The organism is Shigella sp. SIG6 (assembly GCF_053555815.1).
In genome coordinates this window covers 1-2403 of the sequence record NZ_JBQZXC010000233.1, presented here as the reverse complement: position 1 = coordinate 2403, position 2403 = coordinate 1, and the positions used below count along the sequence as shown (strand labels likewise).

The following is a 2403-nucleotide window of genomic DNA, read 5'->3' as shown; positions in this document are numbered from 1 at the left end:
TGTTAATCTTTGCAGGGATTGCAGAGCATGGGATGACAATGGGTTATCACTAATATCTATTGAACATTCATTCCTCAGATTAAGAATGCTTTCCGGGATATGACTTATCTGATTTATGTCAAAATAACCGTTCCTTAAACTTTCCGGCAGGTATGGAATATCGGTTAACATATTGTCGATTGCCCATATGGAGTGAATGTTGTGAGGTAGAGGGGGGAGTTCACTAAGAAGATTCCCTATTGCGCTAATCTCTTGTAAAGAAAATGGTAAAGGTGGTAAAACTGCCAGCCCATTACATGATACATCTAATGTTTCCAGTAGTTCTGGTAAAACAGGAAGAGAACATAATTGATTATTTGAGACATGAAGCTCCTTCAAAGATATGGGGAGTGTGGGTAGTGTGATTAGTTGATTGTGGGACGCATTCAATAATTTAAGTCCTTGAGGCAAAGCAGGCAGTTCAATAAGTCTGTTATAGCTGACATTAAGTTGTGTAAGGGACGCAGGCAATGGGGAGATTAAGCTTAAATTATTTTTACTTATATTAATTGATTTAATTCCCGGGGGGATTTCAGGTAATGTTGTCAGGCCTAATTCAGACAAGTCCAGGTTCGTCTCTTGGTTTTGTAGACATGATACTAGTCGCTGAAAAGCGATGTCTCGTTGTTCTTCTTGTATGCGGCTATTTTTCCATTCAGTCCAATGGGTTAGATAATTTTCATATGCGCGGCTAGTGTCGATTGAATAAGTGGAGAACGAATTTGAAATTAATCTGTGATTGTTATTTGTCGGGAGCATAAATATCAGGGCGTATTCTTTATGTTGAGAGGTGTTGGATTCTTTTTTATCTGCTTTGCAATGTTATTGGTTCCCTTCAGCAGTAGACAGGAACTTCTGGAGGAGGCGGATATATAGTTTGTGTAAGCATATTAACTCCATATGTTATATATTGAAGAACTTCTGCTTTACACTATCCTAAACTGGATCGGTTTAATGTAAAAAAACGATACTTTTTGGGGGAGGGGGCAATTTTTCCTTAAGGTATGAAAAAAGGAGCTGAAGCTATATAATAGCTATTAATGCCACTGGTATCAGTGAATCATGTATATAAAAAACTGTGTTAAGGAGGCTGTCCATTAGCGGTTTTTTATTCTTCTGGAACCGCGGCATCTTTGCGTATCTTTTTGTCTTCTCACCGTCTGGTCGGTGTTTTGCTGAGACTGCTAATTTCCTGTCTTTGCTAGTGCTGTACTGGTACTGCCCAATCATGATTGGCGGGGGCGGGCGGAGTTGAGACCGCAGACACGTCGTATGCAAGAACGTGCTGCGGCTGGCTGGTGAACTTCCGATAGTGCGAGTATTGAATGATTTCCAGCCGTTACTGATTTTACGTGCTAATTAGTGAACAAACCACTCGTCAGCAGACTCCCAGGTATCTTTCAGAGTTTCCTGAACAAAAGTTTTAGCTGAATCTTTATCGGCGGTGCGCGTAACAGAAAGGCCATCGTTGCTGGTGGCTTTTACGATCACCTCTACATCGTCATAACGTTTACTGATGCGTCGGGTTAATTCTTCCTTTAACGCATCCACAGCACCGGTTGGCATTTTAGTCATTTTCTCTTTGGCTATGCAGATTTCAATACGCATAAAAATCCCTCTACACTGTGTTTTTATACAGTATTATTTTTAACTGTATGGATAAACAGTGTCAAGAGTGAGGGAAAGTGATTTTTTGGGGCATGCATGGGGCAAAAATATTTGTTGTGGGGCATTTTGGGGCATGATTGGGACACTTTGTTACATATGAACTTTGCCGATTTTCATATGACATGGCAATCCAACGCTTTGATTCTTCTAAAGAAAACACATGCTCTTGGGCGTTCTTTAGTGATTTTTAAAAATCCCGTATCACGCAGTTAAAGTGGCGGGCATACTCTTCAAGGCTGGTGATCCCCAACCGCACCCATTTAGGATGCGACCATTGCGGTAGACCGATGTAAATCATAACGCGTGAAGGATCTCTTCCACGCTACGCACACGGGCGATGCGCGGGTAGATATGATTAATGCTGTTATTGTGTTGCTCGGCGCTGGCGGCACTACAGGCGTCTTCGGCAATCACCAGATTAAAGCCAAGTTCCCAGGCATTGCGGGCGGTGGATTCAACACCGATATTGGTCGAGATCCCACATAACACTATTGTATCGATACCTCGGCGGCGCAGTTGCAACTCCAGATCCGTACCGTAAAACGCACCCCACTGACGTTTGATGATTTCGATATCACTGTCAGTTGCACCTAATGCAGCTGGATGTTGCCACCAGTTTTCGGGCAACACTTTAGCGGGGGAGTGCCCCTATTAAGTTGTCAAGCATGTTATGACCCCTGCGGGGTATAAAAAGTC

The 2403-nt window shown here is 42.6% G+C and carries 2 protein-coding genes and 2 pseudogenes; all 4 read right to left on the bottom strand.

Annotated elements, in window-relative coordinates:
- Positions 1 to 798: leucine-rich repeat domain-containing protein (locus ACUU1M_RS19790; RefSeq protein ID WP_449144766.1), on the bottom strand; the 798-nt coding region annotated here is incomplete at its 3' end.
- 600 nt (positions 799 to 1398) lie between these two features.
- Entirely contained in the window at positions 1399 to 1647 is a 249-nt protein-coding gene (locus ACUU1M_RS19785; RefSeq protein ID WP_001217553.1) for a DinI-like family protein, read from the bottom strand.
- Between the two features lie 262 nt (positions 1648 to 1909).
- Positions 1910 to 2005: pseudogene (locus ACUU1M_RS19780) on the bottom strand (hypothetical protein); the annotation flags it as partial.
- A pseudogene (locus ACUU1M_RS19775) lies at positions 2002 to 2349 on the bottom strand (hydrolase); the annotation flags it as partial. The pseudogenes ACUU1M_RS19775 and ACUU1M_RS19780, both read right to left, overlap by 4 nt.
- Positions 2350 to 2403 lie beyond the last annotated feature (54 nt).